The following is a 22599-nucleotide window of genomic DNA, read 5'->3' on the forward strand; positions in this document are numbered from 1 at the left end:
ACGCGTAGCTGGACCGGTGAGGCCGCCCCGGGTTTCGGCTCGCAGGCGACGACCAGGTGTCATCGCTCTCTCGCTGGCGCTGATCGCCGCCGGGGGCGCAGGAGTTGCCGTCCTGCTGCTGCAAGTCGGCAACCGCACAGAAGTAGTGACCGTGGTCCGCGACGTCCAGGTCGGTCAGGTTCTCACCGAGGACGACCTCGGCAAGGCGTCCATTGCCCTGGACCCGGCCGTCAAGGCGGTGCGCGCCGACGACCTGAAGTCGGTGGTGGGCAAGCGGGCCGCCGTTGAGCTCATGCCCGGCTCCCTACTTGCCCCCTCGCAGGTGACGAAGGACTCGCTGGTGAAGGCCGGCGAGCAGCTGGTGCCGATCGGCTTGGAGCCCAAGCAGATCCCGGCCACCGCTCTCGTACCGGGCCAGAAGGTTGAGCTGGTGCACGTCCCGGCTCAGGGAACGACGGATACCGGCAAGACGTCCGACGCCGCGCCGCAGACTATCGACGGCCGGGTCGTGAAGGCGTCCAGCGCCGCCCCGGGTACGGGAATCGTGGTCGTCGACGTGGCCACCTCTGCCACCGACGGCCCGACGGCCGCGGCATGGGAGGCGGCCGGCACCCTGCGCCTGGTCCTCGCTGCCCCGGACGGTAACTGATGGCCGTGATCGCGCTCGCAGGCTGCAGCGGAGCGCCCGGCGTGACCACGAGCGCTCTCGCCCTGCTGCTGTCCTGGCCGCTGGAGGCGGGGCGGCGGATGATCCTGGCCGAGTGCGACCCGGACGGCGGGGCCGTGCTGCACGGCCTGCTGCAGGGAACGCTCGGCGACCGGTACGGGCTGCGCAACCTCTCGGTCGCCGCCCGCAAAGGCGAGTTCAGCGACGCCTTCTGGCGGCAGCTGATCGACCTGAGCAGCGAGGACGGCAAGCAGGAATCCCCGCGCGACCGGCTGCTATTGCCCGGCATCACCGACCCCTCACAGTCAGCGAGCCTCGGCCAGGTCTGGAAGATCCTCGCACAGATGTTCCGCGGCATCGAAGCCGAGAGCGGCCACGACGTGCTCATCGACCTCGGCCGCCGCGGGGCGTACGGACCCTCCGGGGTCCTGGCCGAGCAGGCCGACGCCACGTTCGTGGTGGTCCGCAACACCCTGCGCTGCCTGCAGGCAGCAGAGGGCCGGGTACGCGCACTCGAAGAGCGCGTCGGCGACGTCAGCGTGCTCATGATCAACGAAGGCCCGTACCCCGCTGGCGAGGTGCAGCGCGTACTGCAGGTACCGGTGATCGCCACCCTGCCGTATGCGCCGAAGGACGCCCGTGTGCTGTCCGACGGGGTCGAGCAGCCGCGCCACTTCACCAGGTCGCCGCTGATGAAGGCCGCCCGAACGGGCAGCACGCTGCTGGTGCAGCGGGCTGCCATGCGCCGGGCCCGCCTCGATCCCCGCGGCCTGCACGCGGCAGGCGGGGAGGTGACCAATGCGCGCTAAGCCCCTGCACCCCGACCCTACGGTGGCGCCGCTGCCCCAGCAGTGGGTGCACGAGAGCAACGGTGCGCCAGCACCGGCCGGTGCTGCCTCGAGTACCCAGGTGCTCGGTACGGCGGCTCCCCAAGTCACCGTCGACTACCGGGTGGCCCGGGACATTGCGTCCCAGGTCGCCAAGCAGCGCGAGGAACTACTCAAGACCAAGCCCGACATGGACCGGGCCAGCGAAGAACAGCGCTGCCTGAACTGGATCGCCGAAGCCGTCGCCCTGTGGTCGGATGCCCAGGCGATGACGCCGCAGGAAGACGAGGCGCTGCGCCGCGCCGTATACGACCTGCTCTTTCGAGCCGGCCGGCTCCAGCCGTACCTGGACGATGACCGGGTCGAGGACATCATCATCCAGGGCCCGCACGAGGTGTGGCTCGACTATGGAGACGGCGAGCGCCGCCGGGTTGGCCCAATCGCGGACTCCGAAGAGGAATTGCTGGAGCTGCTGAGGGAGTTGGCCCGGGGATCCGGGCGCAGCGAGCGGACCATCTCCACCGCGAACCCCACCCTCGCCCTGTCCCTGCAGGACGGCTCCCGCCTGCAGGCCATCACCGGGCTAGGGCCGATGACGTATGCGGTCATCCGCCGACACCGGGTCTCCCACGCCGACCTCGACGACCTGGTCCGGCTGGGCACCATCGACCCGATCCTGCGCGAGTTCCTCGGCGCCACCGTGCGCGCCGAGAAGAACATCATGATCGCGGGCAAGCAGAAGGCCGGGAAGACCACACTGATGCGGGCGATGCTCAAGGAGTTCGACCCGGAATGCCGGTTCGCGACCATCCAGACCGAGGATGAGCTGTTCGCCCACGCCAACGGCTACCACAAACAGGTCGTGTCCCTGGTGGGCCGCGAGTCCAACGGGGAGAAGGACGTCACTGGGCGCGGCGCCGGTGAGGTTACGCTCCTGGATCTGATGCATCCCGCGCTGCGGATGTCGTTGGAGCGGATCGTGGTCGGCGAGGTCCGCGGCCCCGAAGTCGTCGCCATGATGCAGGCGTTGACCAACGGCTCCGGCGGCAACCTGTGCACCATTCACGCGCGGCGGCCGGACATCATCTTCGATCGGATTGCCGAGCTGTACGCGCTCGCCCAGGAGAACCTCTCCGAGCAGCTCGCCTACCGGCAGACCGCCAACGGCCTGGACTTCATCGTGTACGTCGACATGACGGACGAGACGCAGATCGGCGGCCGCCGTCACCGCTACGTCTCCCACGTCCTGGAACTGACCGGGATCGGCGAGAACGGCCGACCCGCCACCAATGAAGTCTTCGCCCCCGGCCGCGAGTGGGGAGAGCTGCGGGCGGTGCCGAAGATGGACCCGGGCTGCATCGACGACCTGCGCCGCGTCGGCTTCGACTCCTCGCTGCTGCAACAGCCCTACGGGGCCTGGCCGGCGCCGCTGCCGCTGAAGGTGGGGGTGAGCCGATGACCCTGTTGTTTGGGCTGCTGAGCGGCATGGCCGTCGTCGGCGGGCTGATCGGTGTCGTGGCCGGTGTCGTGGGCACCACGGCGCCGCGGCGAGCCCCGCTGCTTCAGCGCTGGCGGGTCCTGCGCGGCGGGAAGAACCAGAGCGAGGACGCCCGGATGCGGCGGCGGACCCTGATGGTCGCGGCCGTCGTGGTCTTCGTAGCCGTGTGGCTGATATCCGGGAACTTCGTCGGTGGTGCACTGCTGGGCGCGGCCGTCATCGGCGTGCCCTGGCTGATCACCCCGGCGCAGATGGCGCAGGAGCGCATCGGCCAGCTGGAGGCACTCAGCGAGTGGACGCAACGGCTGGCCGGCCTGCTCCGGCTGGGCATGGGCCTGGAACAGGCGATGATCACCAGCCGTCAAGGGGCGCCGGACGAACTCGCCCCGCAGATCATCAACCTCTCCGACAGGCTGCGCCTGGGCTGGCGGCCGGAAGGAGCGCTGCGCGCGTTCGCCGACGAACTGGACGATGTCACCTCGGACAAGGTGACCGCCGCGCTCATCCTGTCAGTCAACGACCGCGGCCCGGGCCTAGCTCAGGCCTTGGAGGACCTGTCGGGCACCGTCCGCGAGGAGGTTGCCCGCAAGCGTGCCATCGAGGCCGACCGGGCCAAGCCGCGCACCACCGTGCGGTGGATGACCATCATCACCGTCGGCGTCGTGGTGGCCGGGTTCTTCGTGCCCAGCTATACGAAGCCGTACTCCACGCTGCTAGGGCAGCTCGTACTCGCCTTTCTGACGGCCGGATTCGTTGGAGTGCTTGCCCTGATGCGGCAGTTGGGCTCCTTCCGCCGCATCCCTCGCTTCCTGGTCACCGACCCGACAAGCACCGTCCGGCTGCCCGCGCCCGCGCCGGAGCCGGAAAAGCCGGTCGCCACCCGCGAGCCGGAAGGAGCCGCGTCGTGAACCTGATCCCCGTCGTTGTGACCGGCGGCACGGTCGGCGCCGGCGTCGCACTGCTGATCCGGGAACTGCTGCAGCCGCAACCCGCGCTGGGGCCGGCCCTGAAGCGCAGCGCCCCTGCCACGTTGACGATGCCCGAGCCGGAGCTGGATCGCGAGGAGATATGGGGCCGGTGGCTGCTGGCCCGCCTCGAGCGGCTTCCCGGCGTGAAGGTGCCCACCACAAACCTGGCCCTCCTCGGGCAGGGGCCGGGCCAGTTCATGCTCAAAAAGGTCGCTCTGGCCGCGCTGGGCCTGCTCTGCCCGGTAATCGCAACGATTCCGTGGATCATCGCGGGCGTCGGCCTGCCGTTCTACGCGCCCGCCGGTGTCGGACTCCTCGTCGCAGTCCTGCTGTTCATCACCCCGGACCTCGCGGTGCGGGACCAGGCCAAGCGGGCTCGGGAGGAGTTCGCGCACGCCCTGTCCGCCTACCTCGACCTGGTCGCGCTCAAGCGTGCCGCCGACGCTGGCCCCGCCGAGGCCTTGGAGAAGGCCGCCGAGGTCGGCGAGGGCTGGCCCTTCCTGTATCTGCAGGGCGCACTGCGCCGGGCACGGCTGGAGAAGATCCCGCCCTATCAAGCGCTCACGGAACTCGCCCACGAGTACGACCTGCCCGTCCTGGACGACGTCGCCGACATCATGCGCGGCAGCGCCACGGACGGCGCTGCCGTGTACAAAGCGCTGCGGGCCCGCACCGCGGCGCTGAACGCGGAACTGCTGGCTGATCAGGCCGCCAAGGCGAACGCGGCCAGCGAGAAGATGACCGCGCCGGGAGCACTCTTGGCCGTCTTGGTGATGCTGCTGATGGCTTTCCCCGCGGTAATCCGCATGCTGACCGTCTGAAACCACTCCGACTCGTTCAACGCTTAAGAGAGGTAAGGAACATGAAGCACACCGCAGCCCGCACCCGCCGTGCTGTGCTCCGCGCGACCACGCACCCGCACACCGGCCCGTACACCACGTCCCGGGGACCAGGGCGTGGCGGCCGTGGAGCGCGTGCCTGGGCGCGCGCCAACGGCGCGGTCCTCCGTCTGACCGCACGCGTGCAGGAAGGCCTTCAGGAGGCCGCCCGCCGACCGGACCGCGGCGACATCTCCACCACGACCGTCATCATCTGGGTGGCCGCCGTAACCGGTGCCGTCCTGATCGCCGGGACTATCGCCGTCGTAATCGCCAAGTACAACGGCAAGCTCAACGGGCTGTGATCGAGCGGCTGAAGGACTGGTGGCAGGGGCGAAGATGGCGCGACGACCGCGGTGACACCAGCATCCAGATGGCGATCATCTTCCCGTTCGTGCTGCTCGCCACGGTCGCTGTCATCCAGGCATCCATGTGGTACTACGCGCGGCAGCTCGCCCTGACCGCCGCCCGCGAAGGCGCCACCGCCGCCCGTGCCTACCAGTCAAGTCCGGCCGACGGCGCGGCCCAGGCGCGAGACGTGCTGGGGCGCACTGCGGGTGACAGCCTGAGCGGCTACAGCGTTTCCGCCAGCAGCGACGGGCAGCGTGTGCGGGTCCAGGTATCCGGCACGGCCCTGTCGATGATCCCGGGTCTGTCGGGCCTGCGGGTCAAGCAGTCGGCGTCCGGCCCGGTGGAGCGCTGGACTGTTCCCGGGGAGTGAATCACGTGCGAGACATGGCCCGCCTGGCTCACAGGCTTCGCAGCGATGAGGGCAGTGCCGCGATCGAGGCGGCCATCATCCTCCCGTCGCTGATCATGTTCCTGTGCCTGGCGATCGCCGGCGGCCGGATCGTCACCTCCGGCGCGAAGATCGACTCTGCGGCTGAGGACGCGGCCCGGGAGGCATCCATTCACCGCACGGCGGCGGCCGCCCAAGGGGCCGCACAGTCAGCAGCCGCGGAGTCCCTCAACGACCAGGGCATCGAGTGCGCGTCGACATCCGTCCGCGTCAACACCGGCGGCCTGAGTGTGCCGGTAGGGCAGGTCGGCACGGTCACCGTGACCGTGACCTGCACGGTCAGTCTGTCGGATCTGCTGCTGCCGGGCGTGCCGGGAGTCAGGACGCTCACGTCGACGGCTACCTCGGTAGTGGACCAGTACAGACAGCGAGGTGACTGATGATCTTGCACCGGAGACGGCAGGCCCACGGTGACGACAAGGGCGGCGTCACCGTGTTCGTCGCCGTGTGCATGTTCGCGCTGATCGGCATCATCGGCGTCGCCGTGGACGGCGGCAGCAAGATGCGCGCCACCGAGCGCGCCGACTACATCGCCGGCGAGGCCGCCCGGGCCGGCGGGCAGGCCATCGACCCCGCCGACGCCATCAGCGGCACCGCGATCACCGTCGATCCCCAAGCTGCGGCCGCCGCAGCGCAGGCCTACCTGAGCTCCGCCGACGCCACCGGCACGGTCAGCGTGTCCGGCGACGGCAAGACCCTCAACGTCACTGTCACCGGCTCCTACGACACGAGGTTCCTGTCGGTGGTCGGGATCGGCTCTCTGTCGGTGACCGGCCATGGCAAAGCCACCCTCCTGCATGGCGTCACCGCTCCCAAAGGAAACTGATGCGCACCACCACCCGCTCCCCCGCCGCGGCAGTGGGCCGCACCCTGGCCCGGGTCTTCAAGGCCGTGATGAGCCTGCTCGTCCTGGCGGCCGCGATCGCCGGACTGCCGCTGCTGCTGGCTTGGGCCACCCCGATCATCTGGACTGCCACCCACGACGACCTCACCCGCCTGCTGGACCGGCAGGACACCGGCAGCGTGTTTCTGCTGGTGCTCGTCGCGGTGGGCTGGATCGGGTGGGCGCAGTTCAGCTTCTGCGCGGTTCGCGAGCTGATCGCACAACTGAGGGGCCGCACCTGGCACGCCCCGCGAGGGATGGGTGCCTCGCAGCGCGCCGCGGGCCTCCTGATCGGCAGCATCCTGGTGCTGCTGCCCACGAGCTCGGCTCTTGCCTCCGATGCCCAGGCCGCGACGGCCCCCACGGCGGGACTTCTGCCGGGTCAGGCGGTCCATGCTCCGCAGGAGGCCGCCCAAGCCGACCAGGCCTCACCCTCATCCTCCGCGAGCACGCCGTCGTCGCGTACGTACACGGTGCGCGAGACGCGGCCGGCGGAGAGCTTGTGGGGCATCGCCGAACACGAGCTGGGGGACGGTGAACGGTGGCGGGAGATCGCCGATCTGAACGAGGGACGGACCATGGCCGACGGCACGGTCTTCCGCGCGAACAGCCTGCTTCAGCCCGGCTGGCAGCTTCAGATGCCCGAGACTGCTACGCCTGCGGGAGGCGTCCGTACCCGGCTGGGTGACAGCGCTCCGCCGACTGACGAGAAGGGCGGGCACGTCGTCACGGTCCACTCCGGCGACTACCTGTCGAAGATCGCAGAGAAGGAGCTCGGCGACGGCGACGACTGGCCGCAGCTGTTCGAGGCCAGTCGGGGCAAGCAGCAGCCGCACGGACTGCCCGAGATCACCGACCCCGACGTCATCTACGCGGGGCAGCAGGTCACCGTGCCCGGTACCCAGTCCGATCAGCCGCCCCAAGGCCACGGTGAGCAGTCCGGCAGCCGAGAGACGACTCCCCCGGCCACCCACAACCCCGACGACACGCAGAAGCCGGGCGGCAACACGGGGGATGCGCCAGCGCCCGCACCCAGCCAGACCCAGGCGCCTGCGCCGCAGTCGTCGGCGCCCAGCGCGCCGTCCGGTCGTCCGGCCGAGCAGCCCGGGCAGGATCAGTCCCCACCGTCCGAGGCGGCGTCCGCGACGCCCGAGCCCAGCGCCAGCGCCTCGGCTTCTGCTGCCACGCCGTCGGCGTCGGCCGAGCCGTCCCGCTCCGCTGCCTCCCACCCCGCGTCCGAGGCCCCGGCGACGGCTCCGGCCAGCAGCCCGCTGAACCTGCGTATCGTGCTCGGCGCCGGCGCACTGCTCGCCGCTGCAATCACCGGGGCGCTCGCCCTGCGCCGGACGCTGCAGCGCCGACGCCGCAAGCCGGGCGAGAGGATCGCCATCGCAGCTGAGACCTCCCCGGCAGAGGCGCAGTTGGCGGCGGCCGCCGAGCCCGGCGGTGCTGCCCGCCTGGACGTGGCCCTGCGGACCCTGGCCCACCACGTCGCCCAGCAGCAGCAGGAGGCCGACGCAGTCCTGCCGCCGCTGCGGGCCGCCCGGATCGGGACCCGCGCGGTTCAGGTGCTGCCCGAGGACGTCGCACAGGAACCCGTGGCACCCTTCACTGCCGTGCGGGGCGGCTGGTGGGTCCTGCCCCCTGAGGCCGCCCTCCTGGACGCGGAGGCCGCCCGCGACGTGCCGGCACCGTATCCGGGGCTGGTCACGATCGGCAGCACCAAGGCGGGCGACCTGCTGCTGCTCAACCTCGCGCAGCTGCCCGCGCTGCTGCTGGACGGCAACCCGGTCCACATCACCGAGGTGTGCACCTCGATCGCCCTGGAGCTCGGGATGAGTCCGTGGGCGGCCGACGTCGAGGTCGTCACCGTGGGGTTCGGTGAGGACCTGCCGCAGCTGCTGCCCACCGCGCGGATCGCCCACATGCGTCAGGCCACGCACGCGCTGCGTGATCTGAGCGAACGCCTGCTGGAAGCACACCAGATGCCCGAGACGCAGCATCAGCCGTATCTGCTGCTGTGCCCGTCCTCCTTGGACGAGGACACGGCCTGGCAGCTCGCCGACGTGATCTCTCGGGCGGGGGCGGTACCCGTCACGCTTATCGCCCCTGCGAGTACGGCAGCTGCTCGTTTCCCCGAGGCAGAGTTCCTCAACGCCTCCCTCAGCGACCCGCAGACCCTCGACTACGCCGGCACCGACATCACGGTGCAGCGCCTAGAGCACGCCGCCTACCTTCAGATCACCACCGCGTTGAAGGTGTCCGGGCAGCCGTCCCACCCGGCCGAGGGGCCCTGGCAAGACGTCCCTGACGAGCCCGACAGCGCGCAGCAGCCCGAGCACGCGCCGCCGACGGAGTCCGCGCCCGCAACCACTGCGGCCTCGATCCCGTCACCGGCGGCGGCAACGGACATGAGCAGCGAGGTCTTCCCGGCCCTGCTCGCCGCCAGCACCGATCGGTCCGGGCTCCCGCTCCTCTCCCCCACCGCATCGTCGACCCAGCTCGACGACGAAACCGGACCGGGCGCCGAAGCAGCGGTGTCTCCAGCCCCGGCGTCCCCGGCCGCTGCGGACTCCACCGACGCGGCAAACGCGGCGGAGGCTGACGCCCCAAGGGCCGCCCTCGAGGAGCCCGCGGTGCCGGAGGGAGAAGAGTGCGAGGCGCAGGACCTGCACGCCCCGGAGATCCGAGTGCTGGGGCCGGTCGAGGTGACGGGCGTGCACAGCACCGGTCACGGCCCCAGGATGGCGCAGCTGGCCGCTTTGTTGTACTTCCGGCCCGGCCGGAGCGCGGACGTGCTGTGTGCCGACATGGAGCCCGTCAGCCCGTGGTCGACGAGCACCCTCAACGCGCGGATGCAGGGCCTGCGCAGCTCCCTAGAAGGCTGCTGAAAATCTTGTTGGGGGCTGTCCGGCCTGAGGCCGGATGGCCCCTTTCCCTATGCGGTGGCGGGGGTGAGGTGCCAGGTAGTGCTGGTCCGGGTGAGTCCGAGGTTGATCAGTCGGCGGAGGTTGAGGGCGGCGGCGCGGTGGTGGAGCCAGATGTTGTTGGCGATCACGCCGCGGTGGGGGACTCTGCGGTTGCCTTTGCCGACGAGCCAGGCGATGGCGCGTTCGACGGGGGGCCGCCATCGGCGGTATTCGTCCTGCCAGGCGGGGTCGGTGGCGGCCTGGTGGCGGGCGGCGGCCAGCAGTTCGTGCTGGGGGTGGACGTTCACGGTGCGTCCGGTCTTGGAGGTGGTGCAGCGTTCCCGCAGGGGGCAGTCGGCGCAGAGGCGTTTGAACTGGGCGGTGCGGGCGCCGTCTGCTTTGACCTGCCCGAGGTTGGCGGTGTGTCCGGCCGGGCAGGTCGCGGTGCCGGCGGCCAGGTCGAGGCGGAAGTCGTCGATGGTGAAGCCGCCGGGGACGGCCGTCCGGATCGGCGGCGGTTTGATCACCAGGGTGTGGCCCTGGCCTTGAAGGCGCTCGCGCAGTTCGCCGGTGCCGTAGGCGGAATCGCCGAGCACGGTTAACTCCGTGCCCTCTTCTTCGTCGGCCAGCAGGTCGGCGGCGATGGCGGCCTCGTGGTTGCCGGGCCCGTAGCCGCCGGTCAGGGCGACGGCGGTGAACAGTGCGGTCTCCGGCTCGAAGGAGACATGTCCTTTGAAGCCGTCCTGGTGGCGGGTGCGGTTCTTGTGGATGTGCCGGGCGTCGGGGTCGACGGTGGACACCGTCCGGTCGGGTGCTGTGCGCTTGGCGATGCGCCAGCGGCCGTCGCGGCCGTCGGAGTCCTTGGCGGGTTCCACGTCCTGTCCGGCGACCAGGGCCAGCAGGCCGACGGCGTCCGCCGCCTTCTCGCCCAGGTTCTGCTCGGGCAGGTGTCCGAGCAGGTTGAGGGCGTCGGTGACCAGCGCGTCGACCAGCGCGGCGCGGGCCGTCTCGTCGTCCCAGGCGATCCTCGGTTTGCCCGGGTTGGTGTAGTCGTGGGCCGTGCACCACCGGCCGGCCGTCTCCTGGCCGCCGGGAACCTCTCGGATCACCCGCCGGATCGCGGAAATGATCTGGGTGACGGTGTCCTGGGTGGCCACCGCGTCATCGAGGACGGTGGAGTCCAGCGCCCGCCGCTGCTTGCCCTTGAGCACCCCGGTCGCGGCCACGACCTCCTTGACCTTGGTGAAGATCCGCGTCGGATCGGCCGAGTTGCGCAGGCGGCGCCGGAAGTACGTCAACAACGACGGATCGAACGCGGTGTCGTGCAGGCCGAGCCCGCAAGCGGCCTTCCACCGCAGGTCACACCGCAATTCCTGAACGACCTCGAAGTCCGACAGCCCGTGCAGGCTCTGCAGCACCACGGTCGCGGCCAGGACCTGTGGCGGCAGACTCGGACGGCCGTTGGACGAGGGATACATGTCCGCGAACATCTCCGCCGGGAACAGCACCTCGCGGTGCTCGGCCAGGAACGCGAACACACTCCCCGCCGGGATCAGCTCCCGGCACGTCTCCCACACATCCGGCCCGACCGGCTCCCCGGCCCATTCCCCCTGCATGCCTACAAGACTGGCCCCGACTCCACGGAGCCGGGGCCAGAACACCAGATTTTCAGCAGCCTTCTAGGCAGCGACTCGTCCGGCAACCTCTACGTGCCGCGCCGCAAGGCAGGCGAGGATCCGTACCGGCTCGCTCCCAGTGTGCGCTGCGACTGGATCCGTTTCCTCCAGCTCGTCGAACGCGCGCTGCCGCTTGGCCCGTCCGGCCTGACCGACTTGGAGAAGGCACTGGCTCTGGTGCGGGGCAAGCCGTTCGGCGGCCGGCCGCTGCCCTGGGCTGAGCCCTACGCTCAGGAAATGATCACGCGGATCATCGACGTCGCGCACACCGTGGTCACCTACCGCATCCCCGCAGGCCCCCACCACGACCTCAGCGCCGCCCGCCAGGCCGTCGCGACCGGCCTCGACGTCGACCCTACGGCGGAGCTCCTCTATAGGGATTGGATGCGTCTTGAGGCTGCTCGCGGGAACCGCTCCGGACTGCACACCGCGATCACCCGCGTGCAACAGGTCAACCGGAATTTGGACTGCGCGTTGGAGACGGAGACTTCTCAACTCATCAACGAGCTCCTCAACGGCTCGGGCACGGCGGTACGCAAGGCCTTGTAGCCGCGGGTGCGCAAGGGCCGCGCGGTGCGGCTACTGGCTGGGGGCAACGTCCCGGGCCGCGTAGGCGAGCAGTTCGCTCAGGGCCGCCTCGTCGGACGCGGGCGGCCGGCTGCGCCACTCCCCCAGTGATTCCCGTACGGTCTGCGCAACCGCCCACGCCACGCAGCTCCGGTTGATCAGCGCCCGCATTCGTCGCTGCGGTGAATCAGGCGGCTGGAACCGACGCCGTACGCACCATCTGGGTCCCGCCCGTCGGCGCGCCCGAGCCCCGTACGACGCAGGCCGCCCCCGCCCTCGCCGCCACGCCTCCGGGCGCGCCGGAGGTTCCGGTGAAGATCCGGGAGGTGGCTTCCGAAGGATTCCGCCAGGCGCTGCCGCACATCAAGCGGCCCGGCCCGAGCAACGCGTCGACACGGCAATCGCGCAGGCAGTTGAAAGGCAGAACCGCGCGCTGCGCGAGCTCAGCGCTAGGGTGCGTTTCAGAAGTGGATCTTGATGTGTCAAGATCCACTTCATGGGGAGGCACGATCTGACGAATGTGCAGTGGGCGAAGCTGGCGCCGCTGCTGCCGGTGGGGAAGAAGCCTGGACGGCCGCCGGTGCACACCAGGCGGCAGTTGATAGACGGCATACGCTGGCGTACCCGCGCTGGTGCTCCCTGGCGGGACGTGCCCGAGCGGTACGGCCCGTGGCAGACGGTGTACGGCTTGTTCCGGCGCTGGCAGCGGGACGGCACGTGGCACCGCATCTTCGAGCAGTTGCAGGTCCGGACAGACGCCGAGGGACTGATCACCTGGGACGTCTCGGTGGACTCGACCATCGCCCGCGCCCACCAGCATGCGGCTGGTCCCCGCAAACAGGGGATCTGCAGATCGAGCCGCCCGGTGGCGTGTTCACCGAGCCCGACGACCATGGGCTCGGACGTTCCCGGGGCGGGCTGACCACCAAGCTCCATCTGACGGTCGAGCAGGCCCAGAAGCCGATGTCACTGGTGATCACGGCCGGGCAGCGCGGTGACTCCCCGCAGTTCCAGGTGGTCCTGGGCCGTATCCGGGTGCCCAGGCTCGGCCCGGGCCGCCTGCGTACCCGGCCGGACAAGGTTCGTGCCGACAAGGCGTACGGCTCCCGCGCGAACCGTGCTTACCTGCGCAAGCGCGTTGTCCGCTGCACGATCCCGGAGAAGCGCGACCAGATCGCCAACCGCAAGAAGCGCGGTTCCCGCGGCGGCCGGCCGCCGAAGTTCGACGCCGCGGATTACAAGGAGCGCCACGCGGTTGAGTGCGGGATCAATCGCCTCAAGCGTCACCGTGCGGTGGCAACGAGGTACGACAAGCTCGCCGTTCGCTACGAAGCGACTGTGCTGGTCGCGGCCATCAACGAGTGGCTGTGACCAGCACTTTCGAAACGCACCCTAGGTGTATTGCCCTGTGAGGTTGGGGACGCGGCTGGCGGGTGGTTTGCCCTTCAGCGCGGTGTGTCCGCGGTGGTGATTGTAGGTGTGCAGCCACTGGGGGAAGGCGTCGCGTCGTTCCTGTTCTGAGCGGTAGGGGCGGGCGTAGGCCCATTCGTCGAGCAGGGTGCGGTTGAGGCGTTCGACCTTGCCGTTGGTCTGGGGCCGGTAGGGCCGGGTTCGTTTGTGGGTGATCCCGGCCGCTGCCAGCGTGTCGCGCCAGGCGTGGGACTTGTAGCAGGAGCCGTTGTCGGTCAGGACGCGCTCGACGGTGATCCCGACGCCGGTGAAGTAGGCGTGGGCCCGGGTCCAGAAGGCGGTGGCGGTTTCTTTCTTCTCGTCGGTGAGGATCTCGCTGTAGGCGAGGCGGGAGTGGTCGTCGACGGCGGTGTGGATGTAGCTGTAGCCGGCGTTCCGGCGGTTCTTGCGGCCGGCCTGGCGGCCCAGGGTCTTGTGGCCGCCGCCGTCGGGGATGTTGCCGAGCTTCTTGATGTCCACGTGCACCAGTTCGCCGGGACGTTCGCGTTCGTAGCGGCGTATGTTCCGGCCGGTGGCCCGGTCCAGGTGCGTGAGGCGGGCCAGGCCGTAGCGGGTCAGGACCCGGTGGACGGTGGAGGGCACCAGGTCCAGCAGGTGCGCGATGCGGGCCGGTCCCCACCGGCGCAGGAGCCGGATCTTGATGATCCGGCGTTCGGTGCGGGTCGGCGTCCGCCGGGGGCTGTGGTGCGGGCGGGAGGAGTGGTCGGCCATTCCGGCCTCGCCCAGGGCCCGGTAGCGGGCGGCCCACCGCTGGGCGGTGGTGGGCGAGACCTGGAACCGCTCGGCGGCCCGCCGCAGCGGCCAGCCGTCCTCGACCACACAGCGGGCCAGGCGCAGGCGTCCGGTCTCGGTCAGGGGTGCATTACGGTGGGGCACGAGGGCCTTTCTGGTCGGTGTAGACGTCGCAATCCACACCGAACCCGGAAGGCCCTCACCCGTTCAAGCAGTCCCAGCCGAGACCTCCATCACCCGTCCACAACCTCCCGGGGCGATACACCTAGAAGGCTGCTGAAAATCTGGTGTTCTGGCCCCGGCTCGGTGGAGTCGGGGCCAGTCTTGTAGGCATGCAGGGGGAATGGGCCGGGGAGCCGGTCGGGCCGGATGTGTGGGAGACGTGCCGGGAGCTGATCCCGGCGGGGAGTGTGTTCGCGTTCCTGGCCGAGCACCGCGAGGTGCTGTTCCCGGCGGAGATGTTCGCGGACATGTATCCCTCGTCCAACGGCCGTCCGAGTCTGCCGCCACAGGTCCTGGCCGCGACCGTGGTGCTGCAGAGCCTGCACGGGCTGTCGGACTTCGAGGTCGTTCAGGAATTGCGGTGTGACCTGCGGTGGAAGGCCGCTTGCGGGCTCGGCCTGCACGACACCGCGTTCGATCCGTCGTTGTTGACGTACTTCCGGCGCCGCCTGCGCAACTCGGCCGATCCGACGCGGATCTTCACCAAGGTCAAGGAGGTCGTGGCCGCGACCGGGGTGCTCAAGGGCAAGCAGCGGCGGGCGCTGGACTCCACCGTCCTCGATGACGCGGTGGCCACCCAGGACACCGTCACCCAGATCATTTCCGCGATCCGGCGGGTGATCCGAGAGGTTCCCGGCGGCCAGGAGACGGCCGGCCGGTGGTGCACGGCCCACGACTACACCAACCCGGGCAAACCGAGGATCGCCTGGGACGACGAGACGGCCCGCGCCGCGCTGGTCGACGCGCTGGTCACCGACGCCCTCAACCTGCTCGGACACCTGCCCGAGCAGAACCTGGGCGAGAAGGCGGCGGACGCCGTCGGCCTGCTGGCCCTGGTCGCCGGACAGGACGTGGAACCCGCCAAGGACTCCGACGGCCGCGACGGCCGCTGGCGCATCGCCAAGCGCACAGCACCCGACCGGACGGTGTCCACCGTCGACCCCGACGCCCGGCACATCCACAAGAACCGCACCCGCCACCAGGACGGCTTCAAAGGACATGTCTCCTTCGAGCCGGAGACCGCACTGTTCACCGCCGTCGCCCTGACCGGCGGCTACGGGCCCGGCAACCACGAGGCCGCCATCGCCGCCGACCTGCTGGCCGACGAAGAAGAGGGCACGGAGTTAACCGTGCTCGGCGATTCCGCCTACGGCACCGGCGAACTGCGCGAGCGCCTTCAAGGCCAGGGCCACACCCTGGTGATCAAACCGCCGCCGATCCGGACGGCCGTCCCCGGCGGCTTCACCATCGACGACTTCCGCCTCGACCTGGCCGCCGGCACCGCGACCTGCCCGGCCGGACACACCGCCAACCTCGGGCAGGTCAAAGCAGACGGCGCCCGCACCGCCCAGTTCAAACGCCTCTGCGCCGACTGCCCCCTGCGGGAACGCTGCACCACCTCCAAGACCGGACGCACCGTGAACGTCCACCCCCAGCACGAACTGCTGGCCGCCGCCCGCCACCAGGCCGCCACCGACCCCGCCTGGCAGGACGAATACCGCCGATGGCGGCCCCCCGTCGAACGCGCCATCGCCTGGCTCGTCGGCAAAGGCAACCGCAGAGTCCCCCACCGCGGCGTGATCGCCAACAACATCTGGCTCCACCACCGCGCCGCCGCCCTCAACCTCCGCCGACTGATCAACCTCGGACTCACCCGGACCAGCACTACCTGGCACCTCACCCCCGCCACCGCATAGGGAAAGGGGCCATCCGGCCTCAGGCCGGACAGCCCCCAACAAGATTTTCAGCAGCCTTCTAGGGCGTTCCCGGAGACGGCTGCCGCGGACGACCAGCCGGCCCCCATCGAGGCCGCCCGCGTCCAGCACCACCGCGAGGCCGAAGCCGCCTATGCCCTGGCGCTGCGCGGGGCACGAAGGGATCGAGCCGAGCGGGAACGCGCTGCAGCAGAGACACCGAAGAGCACGGCGGTCCGGCGTACGGCGTGAACGAGTCCCGACTCCATAGGGTTTCTGCGGCTCCGCATATCGGCAGCCACCGTGATCGACGGGAGGTCAGGCGGATGGACTTGGAACGCCCGGACGGGTTCGACCGGACCGCTGCATGGTGGAACCCCGTCGTGGGAGACGACGTGGCCCGTCATGTGCAGCCCGTCGGCACCTCCTCCGACGGCCGACTGTACGTGATGTGCTCCAACCTGCCCTGGGCCACCAACATGCGACTGCTCGCACCGACTATCGCCGGACGCCTGAACGCGGTGCACCCCGGACGCGTCCTGGCCCAGGAGCTCGACAGGGCTCGCGTCCTCGAAGGCAGCGCTCTCTTCCTCAGCACGCCCGGTGTCCGCGAGGAGTTCGCCAGCCGGTGCGGCCCGCATCCCCGCGCGGCCGCGTCCGCGGCGTAGGGCGGGCAACAACGCAGTGGATGCCTTGGTGGTGCCGTCCTGACCCGGCACTGGCGAGTCCCTAAGCTCCGTCCGGTGGAGAGGTTACTGATCATCACAGCTGCCGCCTTGTGGGGCTACGGGGCGGGCGTACTCATATCCCGCCCGGCGTACCGGTTCTCCGTGCCGCCCGAGGAGCCCTGGCGATCGGCGTGCCCGGCGGGCCATCCCCTCACCGGAATCGGCAACGGCTGGCTGGGGCGTGCTCGCTGCGCCGCCGGGCATGCCTACGGGCCGAGCACGTTCTCCGTCGCGTCCGTCACGGCCGTGATCTGCGCGCTGCTGGCGGCCGTCACCGGGGGCCGTCCCGAGCTGGCGGTTTGGTTGCTGCTCGCCCCGGCCGGCGTGCTGCTCGCCACCGTCGACTTCGCGGCGCACCGGCTGCCGGACGTGCTCACCCTGCCGCTCGCTGCGGCCGCGCTCGCCCTATTGGGCGTCGCGGCGGTGCTGCCTGGCGCCGACGGCAACTGGACGTCCGCGCTGCTCGGCTCCCTCGTCTTGGGAACCTGCTACTTCATGCTCTACCTCCTCAGCAAGGGTTTCGGGTTCGGTGACGTGAAACTCGCCGTCGTCCTGGGCGTTGTCCTGGGCTGGTACGGCTGGGCGATCGTCTTGGTAGGGACAGTCGCTGGGTACCTGTTCGGTGCGCTGTACGGGATCGGTCTGATGCTTGCGGGCCGGGCCGACCGTACGAGCAGGATCCCGTTCGGCCCGTTCCTGCTCGCCGGGACGCTGGCCGGTGTGCTCCTGGGCTCCCACGCCTCCTGATCCCCGCACTCCTGGAGCCAAGGGGCCGCTGGATCGGGTGCTTTGTGCACGGCCCCCCGGCGCCGTAGCCGGGCCATGCCCAACAACGGCGCCACGCGGATGCGGCGCCAGACGCGTTGACAGGGGGCGGCAGGGTGCGCAGGCGTTCGCGGAGATCGGCCACGTACTCGGCAGGGCGGGCGGCGAGCAGGCCCTCCAGTCGCTGCAGCGGGATGCGGGCGGTGGCGCGTAGGCGGCTCGGCGGTACCCGGTCGAGTATGTCCAGGGCGCGCTGAGCGGCGTCGGACGGCTGGTCGGAGGCCTCGGCGCGGGCGAGGACGAGGGTGGCGGCGGCCCATCTGAGGGTGCCCGTAGTGCAGACGGCCGCGGAGGCCTCGGCGCGGGCACGGGCCTGGTCGGTGCGGCCCAACATGAGATGGGCCTCGGCCTGGTGCAGGGCGAGTTGGGTGCGGTTCCTTTGAAGGGATGTGCTGAGCTGGGAGAACGCTGATCGGGGCTGTGTTCGGGGCTTCTCGTCTCTACCTTGGTGGTGGAGAAGGGGAGCGGATGGGCTCGCTGTTCGAGGAGTTGGAAGCCCGCGAGACGGCCGCTCGGGTTCGGGTGGAGGAGCTGGAAGCCGAGGTCGCTGAGCTGTCCGGGAGGCTGGAGGTGGCCCGGGAGGGGCTGGACCGTCTGCGCATCGCGCGGGAGTGGGTCGCCGAGGTGCTCGCGGAGATGGATCCGCAGGTGTCCGTAGCGGCGGTCGGCGCCGGACAGCCGCCTGCGGGTGAGCGGGCGGCATCGGCGTATGCGGGGGCCGAGCGGCCGGTCGTCGGGGTGCTGACCGTGCCGAAGACCTGGTGGTCGCGGCCGCGGTCGACGCCGGCGCCTTCTACCGGAGCAGGATCCCGTTTCCGTGCAGCCGCGCGACGCCGCTGGTGGTCCAGGTGGACGGCAAGGGCGTGGTCATGCGGCCCGAGGCCCTGCGGGAGGCCACCCGCCGGGCCGCCGCGATGGCCTGCGGCCGCAGGCCATCGCGGCCGGATCGCGCCGGGCGAGAAGCCGAACCGGAAACGGATGGCGACCGTGGCCTGTGTCTTCGGCACCCGCCCGGCCCCCAGGCGCCCCCACGACGTGATCCACCCACCCGGCGGCCGGAGCGGCGAACGCCTCGCCCGCCAGGGGCCGAGGGCGGAGAACAAGTGGTGCACTGCCTCCCTGGTCCGTCCGCCCGAGCAGGTCATCGCCGACGCATTCGACCAGGCCCAGGCCCGCGACCCGAAGCATCTGCGGCCGTGGGTGGTCCTGGTCGACGGCGCCCGTCACCAGCTTGACCTGATCACGTCCGAGGCCGGCCGACGCGGCGTCACGCTGCACGTGCTGCTGGACTTCGTGCACGTCGCCGAGTCCGCCTGGGCCGCCGCCCACGCCTTCCACAAGCCCGGCACCAACCGGGCCGAAGCCTGGGCGGCCGGCCGCCTGACAGCGGTCCTCGCAGGACACGCCGCCCGCACCGCCGACCAGATGACCGCCCAAGCTGACCGGGAACACCTGTCGGCCACCCGGCGCGAGGCCGTCGACGCCTGCCACCGCTGCCTGACCGGCCACCTCGATCAGCTCCGTTACGACAACGGGTGGCCGATCGCCACCGGCGCGGTCCAAGGCGCTGGCCGGCATCTGATCGCTGACCGCCTCGGGATCACCGGCGCCCGCCGGAACCTTCAGGGAGCCAAAGCCGTCCTACGGTTCCGTACCCTCGTCGCCAACGGCGACCTCGACTCCTGCTGGCGCTTCCACACGCTCGCGAGCACGAGCGCCTCTACCCCGCCCCCGGCCAGCAGGACGTCAACCTCACCGCTTGATCACGAGTGGGCTTGCGGACAGACTGCAACCCATGAGGTTCACAGGCATGCCCGTCGGCACACATACCATCGGCGCCGAGGCGGACCTCTCCATGCCCCGGCAGGCTCACCAGTGATTACCGGCCTGCCCCGCTTCCGCTACCACCCCGACCCCGTCGCAAGCGGGTCCTTCCGTGAGAGCGCCGAGACCTGCGCCTGCTGCAATCGCAGCACGGGATGGATCTACACCGCCACCTTCTACACGGCCCAGGAAGTCAGCGGAGGTTCTGCCCCTGGTGCATCGCCAACGGCAGTGCCGCTGAATGATTCGAAGGTGAATTCAACGACGCATACGGGCTCGACGGCGTCAGCGAGGAGGCCCTGGCGCAGGTCACCCGCCGCACCCCCGGCTTCCACGCCTGGCAGGATCCGCACTGGCTTGTCCACTGCAACGACGCGGCCCTTCATCGGCGAGGCCGGATACACCGAGCCGGCAGCCCACCCCGAAGCACTCGACCAGCTTCGACTCGACCTCCGAATGGGCGGCTCGCACGACGCGTCCCAGCTCGAGAGCTTCCTGACCAACCTCGGCCAGGGGGCAAGCGCCATGCTCTTCCGCTGCACGGTCTGCGGCACCCCCCTCGCCTACGCCGACACTTCATAACCACGGCCCAGCCCGGCACGCCCCTATCCCTTCAAAGGAACCACACCCATATTCAAAGAGCGCCATCAGCCAGGGGTAGCAGGCGGCCCCGCGGGCCCCGGCCCCGAGCCAGGCGATGACCTTGCCTGCCAGCATCGCGCCGACGCCGAGCCCACGCCACGGGCGGTTCAGCTGTGCGGAGTTGAGCAGGAGCATGCCGGAGCCGAACGGCTCGGCGTACTCGTCCAGGTCGTCGCGAAAGTGTCCGGTGGATGGGGCGAGGATCGACTCGGCGATCACGCCGACGTCACCGTCGTGGCCGTCGAGGACGCCGAACAGGTCACGGGTGGCATTGGGATCGGCGCGGTAGAACTCGAAGCCGCCGACGTGCTCGACGCTCGTATCGCCCTCCAGGGCATAGAGGTCGGCGGTCACATGCCAGATCTCCGGCTCGTCCTCGCCGGTGTCCCACCAGCTCGGCTCGCGGGTGCAGGTCAGGCGGATCGCGCTGACGGGGCCGGGCAGTGCCCGCGGCTCGGGCGCCGCCACGCGCGGGCCACCGCGGCGTGAAGAGCCCCACGTCCTGCGTCGGTGACCTCGACGAGATCGCCGTGGCTGCCGTCCGCGGGCACCACCACGCGCACCAGTTCCCGCTTCCACAACTGCGCCGAGACGCCGTACCAGGCGATCTGCCGCTCGGTCCACGCCTCGTGACCGGGGTGGTTCTCGTCCATGCCGGGCTCGGCGGGGGTCCAGGGCGGGGAAGCAGTCGGACATCGCCACCGGCTTGGGCGAGTCGGCGATCATCTGAAGCAGGTCACGTCCATCGGTACCCAAAGCCATGCGCTCCACGCTACGGCAGCTCGCGGACAGTTCCCGCGCGATGCCTTCAGCCTCCGTGGTTTCCGGTAGGAGGTGTGGTCGGTGAGGTGACCGCGTCGCGTGCGAGGCTGTGGCGCAGCCAGTCCTCCCCCGCCTGCACTGCGCGCATCAGGTCGCTGTGCAGGGGTTCCGGTAGAGTCCCGGCGCCGAGTCCTGCGGTGCGGACCAGACGGGCCAGGGCCTGGCGCTGGGCGGTCGTCATCGCACGTCGAAGCTGCGGGTGGGTGAGCACGTCCCGAGCCACGTAGCCGTCGGCGTGGGCCAGGGCCAGAACGTCCGCCTGGAGCAGGGGGATCCGCTCGTCTGCGTGGGCTGCGGCCAGGGTCAGCGCGGTGATCCCGGCCCGGGTCCGGAAGACGGTCGTGCCGAGGGCGGGCTGCTGCTGCAGGGCGAGCACGGTGGTGAGCATGGCGTCGATGTGCGTCGCCGGTACGGCACCGGCCTCTCGGCACGCGACGCTCAGCAGGTGCTGGACGGCTTCCTCCCAGGGCTCGGCAGGCCGGCTGTTCTCGATCAGTGCCCTCGCCTCGCCGTGCTGCCGGTCTTGGGCGAGGGCGAGGATGGTGATCTGGCGGCCGTCGAGGAGCCGGGCGCCGACGCCGCGGTGGGCGGCTGCGGCGTCGGCGGCTTCCCGCCAGCGGCCGGCCTGGGCGAGGGCGCGAGTGCCGTCGGCGAGGAGCGCCGCCCACACCAGGGTGCCGACGATCTCGTGGCCATCGGCGGAGCTGGTGAGCGTGTGCAGGTTCACGGCGCGTGAGGCGATCTCGGTGGAGGTGCGGGCGCGGGCGGCGTGGAAGAGGGCGTCGAGCATGGCGTGGGCGCTGGTGCCATCGCCTTCGCGGATGAGTTGCCGGGCCAAGTTGAGGAGCGGCTGGAGGGCGAGTTTCACCGCCCAGGTGGGCAGCGGCCGCGCCTGGTCGAACACCGCGTACTGGGACCAGCACAGGGTGCGGGCGAGGTCGGGGAGGGCGCAGTCGGAGGCGATGAGGGCGGCCTTGTTGCAGATCTCGGCCGCACGGACGGCCTGCTGGTGAATGTCGCCGATGGCGAGCTGCGCGGCCAGGTCCGTCAGCTGGCCGATCCGAGCGTTCAGTGGGAGGGCGGGCGGGCGGGGCCGCACAATGAGCGGGAACCAGGCCAGGAGCCGGTCGTTCATGCCGGGGCTCCTTGCGCGCTTGGGTCCTCACTGGTCGGGTCGGGGCCGAAGACGACGGCTTTGGCGCCTGCGGCGAGGGTGGCCTGGGTCGCGTGCGGAAGCCCGAACCGGTTGAAGGCGAAGATGACGTGGTGCGCCAGGACCGCGCGCGGCCCGCGGCGCAGCCGGCCGTCGGCGGCGAGGGCAGCCAGTTCGCGGCCCGCGGTGGTGAAGGCATGCGGCCAGCCGACAGGGACGGTAAGCGGGGCACCGTCGCGGGTGAGCTGGACGATGTCCGCGGTCATCAGATGGCGCAGACCGCCTTGCAGGGTCTTCAGGCGGGCGTCGGGCTGTGGCCGGGGAGGGTCGCGGTGGTCGGCCACGCGTGCCCAGACATCGCCCTGCTCGTACCAGTCGAGCCCGGCGGCGCGGAGCAGCGCGGTGCACAGCAGGATCGACAGCTCGCGGCGGCGCGGCCGGCCTGGGTGGCGGGTGAGGTGGTCGATCAGGTGGCGGCTGTCGAGGTGGAAGAGCCGGTGGGCGCAGGTCATGGCCTCTGGTCCGCCGAAGGCGTGGGTTTCCGGCTCGTAGATCACCGGGGTGACGGCGGTGATGGCCCGGGCGTGCTGGAGGGGGCCGAGGGCGTCAAGGAGGTGGCTCTCGGCCGCGGGCCGGTCGCCGGGTGGCTGGTAGCGGATACGCCAGTGGGGGGCTTTGCGGAGGAAGGACCACGGGCCGATGAGGCGGGCGGTCTCGGCGGTGGCAAGGAGCGGGACGAGGTGGGTGAGGGCGGTGTGCTCGGCGCTGTCCCAGTCGGGGAAGGCGATGTTGATCTGCCGCCAGGAGGTGTCCAT

22 protein-coding genes and 2 pseudogenes are annotated in these 22599 nt (G+C 70.7%); 17 read left to right on the forward strand and 7 right to left on the reverse strand.

Translation table 11 applies throughout. From position 1 onward, the window contains the following. Positions 1–16: 16 nt before the first annotated feature. From AC5K6T_RS15650 to AC5K6T_RS15695, 10 genes are read left to right on the forward strand one after another with little or no spacing between them, the layout of a single operon-like run. Positions 17–649 (forward strand): SAF domain-containing protein, encoded by a 633-nt coding sequence (locus AC5K6T_RS15650; RefSeq protein WP_493210787.1) that lies wholly within the window; start codon positions 17–19, stop codon positions 647–649. Then, positions 649–1476, forward strand: coding sequence for a CpaE/TadZ family protein (locus tag AC5K6T_RS15655; protein ID WP_493209509.1), 828 nt, complete (start codon positions 649–651; stop codon positions 1474–1476). Before AC5K6T_RS15650 ends, AC5K6T_RS15655 begins: the two co-directional genes overlap by 1 nt. Further along, positions 1466–2953: a TadA family conjugal transfer-associated ATPase gene (locus AC5K6T_RS15660; protein ID WP_493209511.1), complete on the forward strand. Its 1488-nt coding sequence runs from the start codon at positions 1466–1468 to the stop codon at positions 2951–2953. Before AC5K6T_RS15655 ends, AC5K6T_RS15660 begins: the two co-directional genes overlap by 11 nt. Beyond that, complete coding sequence (locus tag AC5K6T_RS15665) at positions 2950–3900, forward strand: type II secretion system F family protein (RefSeq protein WP_493209513.1); 951 nt, start codon at positions 2950–2952, stop codon at positions 3898–3900. The genes AC5K6T_RS15660 and AC5K6T_RS15665 overlap by 4 nt, the downstream gene beginning before the upstream one ends. Then, a complete protein-coding gene (locus AC5K6T_RS15670) occupies positions 3897–4781 on the forward strand; it encodes a type II secretion system F family protein (protein ID WP_493209514.1) in 885 nt (294 codons plus the stop codon). Before AC5K6T_RS15665 ends, AC5K6T_RS15670 begins: the two co-directional genes overlap by 4 nt. A gap of 41 nt (positions 4782–4822) precedes the next feature. Next, complete coding sequence (locus AC5K6T_RS15675; RefSeq protein WP_493210890.1) at positions 4823–5143, forward strand: hypothetical protein; 321 nt, start codon at positions 4823–4825, stop codon at positions 5141–5143. Further along, on the forward strand, positions 5140–5559 hold the full coding sequence (locus tag AC5K6T_RS15680; protein WP_493209516.1) for a TadE/TadG family type IV pilus assembly protein: 420 nt from the start codon (positions 5140–5142) through the stop codon (positions 5557–5559). Before AC5K6T_RS15675 ends, AC5K6T_RS15680 begins: the two co-directional genes overlap by 4 nt. Before the next feature lie 14 nt (positions 5560–5573). Further along, entirely contained in the window at positions 5574–6017 is a 444-nt protein-coding gene (locus tag AC5K6T_RS15685) for a TadE/TadG family type IV pilus assembly protein (protein ID WP_493209518.1), read from the forward strand. Further along, positions 6017–6463: a TadE/TadG family type IV pilus assembly protein gene (locus AC5K6T_RS15690; protein WP_493209520.1), complete on the forward strand. Its 447-nt coding sequence runs from the start codon at positions 6017–6019 to the stop codon at positions 6461–6463. Before AC5K6T_RS15685 ends, AC5K6T_RS15690 begins: the two co-directional genes overlap by 1 nt. Then, positions 6463–9411: a LysM peptidoglycan-binding domain-containing protein gene (locus tag AC5K6T_RS15695; RefSeq protein WP_493209522.1), complete on the forward strand. Its 2949-nt coding sequence runs from the start codon at positions 6463–6465 to the stop codon at positions 9409–9411. The genes AC5K6T_RS15690 and AC5K6T_RS15695 overlap by 1 nt, the downstream gene beginning before the upstream one ends. A 47-nt stretch (positions 9412–9458) precedes the next feature. On the opposite strand, the gene AC5K6T_RS15700 is transcribed toward AC5K6T_RS15695, so the two are convergent. Next, positions 9459–11045 carry an IS1182 family transposase gene (locus tag AC5K6T_RS15700; RefSeq protein ID WP_493204868.1) on the reverse strand — a complete coding sequence of 529 codons (1587 nt, stop codon included), beginning with the start codon at positions 11043–11045 and terminating at the stop codon, positions 9459–9461. Between the two features lie 93 nt (positions 11046–11138). Between AC5K6T_RS15700 and AC5K6T_RS15705 the strand changes: the two genes are divergently transcribed. Further along, positions 11139–11654, forward strand: coding sequence for a bacterial transcriptional activator domain-containing protein (locus AC5K6T_RS15705; protein ID WP_493209524.1), 516 nt, complete (start codon positions 11139–11141; stop codon positions 11652–11654). Positions 11655–11684: 30 nt separating this feature from the next. Here AC5K6T_RS15705 and AC5K6T_RS15710 read toward each other — a convergent pair whose 3' ends face one another. Continuing rightward, on the reverse strand, positions 11685–11816 hold the full coding sequence (locus AC5K6T_RS15710) for a hypothetical protein (RefSeq protein ID WP_493209525.1): 132 nt from the start codon (positions 11814–11816) through the stop codon (positions 11685–11687). Between the two features lie 352 nt (positions 11817–12168). Between AC5K6T_RS15710 and AC5K6T_RS15715 the strand changes: the two genes are divergently transcribed. Continuing rightward, positions 12169–13043 (forward strand): IS5 family transposase gene (locus AC5K6T_RS15715; RefSeq protein ID WP_493209527.1). Its coding sequence is split into 2 segments (ribosomal slippage): positions 12169–12513 and positions 12516–13043, totalling 873 coding nucleotides; the frame shifts between segments, so codons are not numbered across the junction. A 21-nt stretch (positions 13044–13064) separates the two neighbouring features. On the opposite strand, the gene AC5K6T_RS15720 is transcribed toward AC5K6T_RS15715, so the two are convergent. Then, on the reverse strand, positions 13065–14018 hold the full coding sequence (locus AC5K6T_RS15720; protein ID WP_386980216.1) for an IS481 family transposase: 954 nt from the start codon (positions 14016–14018) through the stop codon (positions 13065–13067). Between the two features lie 188 nt (positions 14019–14206). Here AC5K6T_RS15720 and AC5K6T_RS15725 point away from each other — a divergent pair, with 188 nt between their 5' ends. The 5 genes and pseudogenes from AC5K6T_RS15725 to AC5K6T_RS15745 all read left to right on the forward strand — a co-directional run. Beyond that, positions 14207–15793 carry an IS1182 family transposase gene (locus AC5K6T_RS15725; protein WP_493204868.1) on the forward strand — a complete coding sequence of 529 codons (1587 nt, stop codon included), beginning with the start codon at positions 14207–14209 and terminating at the stop codon, positions 15791–15793. Positions 15794–16116: 323 nt separating this feature from the next. Continuing rightward, a complete protein-coding gene (locus tag AC5K6T_RS15730) occupies positions 16117–16458 on the forward strand; it encodes a DciA family protein (RefSeq protein WP_493209529.1) in 342 nt (113 codons plus the stop codon). Between the two features lie 75 nt (positions 16459–16533). Continuing rightward, complete coding sequence (locus AC5K6T_RS15735) at positions 16534–17265, forward strand: prepilin peptidase (protein WP_493209531.1); 732 nt, start codon at positions 16534–16536, stop codon at positions 17263–17265. 794 nt (positions 17266–18059) lie between these two features. After that, a pseudogene (locus tag AC5K6T_RS15740) lies at positions 18060–19106 on the forward strand (ISKra4 family transposase); the annotation flags it as partial. Positions 19107–19218: 112 nt separating this feature from the next. Beyond that, a pseudogene (locus tag AC5K6T_RS15745) lies at positions 19219–19350 on the forward strand (CbrC family protein); the annotation flags it as partial. A gap of 393 nt (positions 19351–19743) precedes the next feature. Here the strand turns inward: AC5K6T_RS15745 and AC5K6T_RS15750 are convergent. The 4 genes from AC5K6T_RS15750 to AC5K6T_RS15765 all read right to left on the reverse strand — a co-directional run bounded on the left by AC5K6T_RS15750 (position 19744) and on the right by AC5K6T_RS15765 (position 22599). Continuing rightward, positions 19744–20277: a hypothetical protein gene (locus AC5K6T_RS15750; protein ID WP_493209533.1), complete on the reverse strand. Its 534-nt coding sequence runs from the start codon at positions 20275–20277 to the stop codon at positions 19744–19746. Then, positions 20223–20462, reverse strand: coding sequence for a hypothetical protein (locus AC5K6T_RS15755; protein ID WP_493209535.1), 240 nt, complete (start codon positions 20460–20462; stop codon positions 20223–20225). Before AC5K6T_RS15755 ends, AC5K6T_RS15750 begins: the two co-directional genes overlap by 55 nt. 155 nt (positions 20463–20617) lie before the next feature. Beyond that, positions 20618–21766: a hypothetical protein gene (locus tag AC5K6T_RS15760; protein ID WP_493209537.1), complete on the reverse strand. Its 1149-nt coding sequence runs from the start codon at positions 21764–21766 to the stop codon at positions 20618–20620. Continuing rightward, positions 21763–22599 carry a thiopeptide-type bacteriocin biosynthesis protein gene (locus AC5K6T_RS15765; protein ID WP_493209539.1) on the reverse strand — a complete coding sequence of 279 codons (837 nt, stop codon included), beginning with the start codon at positions 22597–22599 and terminating at the stop codon, positions 21763–21765. Before AC5K6T_RS15765 ends, AC5K6T_RS15760 begins: the two co-directional genes overlap by 4 nt.

It is taken from the genome of Streptomyces sp. B8-7 (assembly GCF_058833805.1).

Coding starts and splice junctions, on each gene's coding strand:
- AC5K6T_RS15700 (WP_493204868.1), bottom strand. CDS start 11,045: ATGCAGGGGGAATGGGCCGGGGAGCCGGTCGGGCCGGATGTGTGGGAG.
- AC5K6T_RS15665 (WP_493209513.1), top strand. CDS start 2,950: ATGACCCTGTTGTTTGGGCTGCTGAGCGGCATGGCCGTCGTCGGCGGG.
- AC5K6T_RS15655 (WP_493209509.1), top strand. CDS start 649: ATGGCCGTGATCGCGCTCGCAGGCTGCAGCGGAGCGCCCGGCGTGACC.
- AC5K6T_RS15675 (WP_493210890.1), top strand. CDS start 4,823: ATGAAGCACACCGCAGCCCGCACCCGCCGTGCTGTGCTCCGCGCGACC.
- AC5K6T_RS15730 (WP_493209529.1), top strand. CDS start 16,117: ATGGACTTGGAACGCCCGGACGGGTTCGACCGGACCGCTGCATGGTGG.
- AC5K6T_RS15660 (WP_493209511.1), top strand. CDS start 1,466: ATGCGCGCTAAGCCCCTGCACCCCGACCCTACGGTGGCGCCGCTGCCC.
- AC5K6T_RS15685 (WP_493209518.1), top strand. CDS start 5,574: ATGGCCCGCCTGGCTCACAGGCTTCGCAGCGATGAGGGCAGTGCCGCG.
- AC5K6T_RS15690 (WP_493209520.1), top strand. CDS start 6,017: ATGATCTTGCACCGGAGACGGCAGGCCCACGGTGACGACAAGGGCGGC.
- AC5K6T_RS15725 (WP_493204868.1), top strand. CDS start 14,207: ATGCAGGGGGAATGGGCCGGGGAGCCGGTCGGGCCGGATGTGTGGGAG.
- AC5K6T_RS15695 (WP_493209522.1), top strand. CDS start 6,463: ATGCGCACCACCACCCGCTCCCCCGCCGCGGCAGTGGGCCGCACCCTG.
- AC5K6T_RS15755 (WP_493209535.1), bottom strand. CDS start 20,462: ATGGACGAGAACCACCCCGGTCACGAGGCGTGGACCGAGCGGCAGATC.
- AC5K6T_RS15765 (WP_493209539.1), bottom strand. CDS start 22,599: ATGGACACCTCCTGGCGGCAGATCAACATCGCCTTCCCCGACTGGGAC.
- AC5K6T_RS15760 (WP_493209537.1), bottom strand. CDS start 21,766: ATGAACGACCGGCTCCTGGCCTGGTTCCCGCTCATTGTGCGGCCCCGC.